The organism is Mycobacterium persicum (assembly GCF_002086675.1).
Taxonomy (GTDB): domain Bacteria; phylum Actinomycetota; class Actinomycetes; order Mycobacteriales; family Mycobacteriaceae; genus Mycobacterium; species Mycobacterium persicum.
Genome location: NZ_MVIF01000295.1, coordinates 1 through 593, shown reverse-complemented (window position 1 = coordinate 593; position 593 = coordinate 1). Strand labels below are relative to the sequence as shown.

General features: G+C 69.5%; 1 protein-coding gene. It reads left to right on the top strand.

Annotation, left to right across the window (positions count from 1 at the left end; genetic code table 11):
* On the top strand, window positions 1–593 hold a 593-nt coding region (locus tag BST40_RS28480), incomplete at both ends, for a DUF5632 domain-containing protein (RefSeq protein ID WP_167381716.1).

The window sequence follows — 593 nt, the reverse complement described above, 5'->3', positions numbered from 1 at the left end:
CGACCGGCGCCGCCGCCGTCCCTCATGTTCCCGACATGAGCGCGGCCGCAGCTCCGACCCCGGTCGTATCACCGACGACCGAGACCGGCATGACCACGGTAGCCCCGGTAGTTGCGGGTGGACCGACCGCAAGCCCGATCGCCCCAGTCAGCGCCCCGGCGGGGCCGTTGCCCGCCTACGGCTCTGACCTACGTCCGCCAGTCATCACACCACCTACCGCCGCCCCCGCCGGTCCGGTCTCTGGTGCAGCAGTAGCCCCCTCCCCGTCCTCGTCACCATCAGCCGGTGCCTCGATGATGTCGCCGGTCGCAAAATCGACCTCACAGGCCGCCCACGGACAAACGCCAAGCGCAGCATCACCATTGGCCGGTGCCACCGTCACCGCTACGATCGGGGCCACAACCGGCGACGCGGCGAACCGATCCGCCGAGCAGCAACGCCTGCGACGTTTCGTCGATGCGATGGCCCGACAGGAACCAAACATCTCCTGGGCGGCCGGCCTACGCGACGGCGGACGGACCACACTACTGGTCACCGATCTCGCCGGAGGCTGGATTCCACCCCATGTCCGGCTGCCCGCCCATGTGACGCTG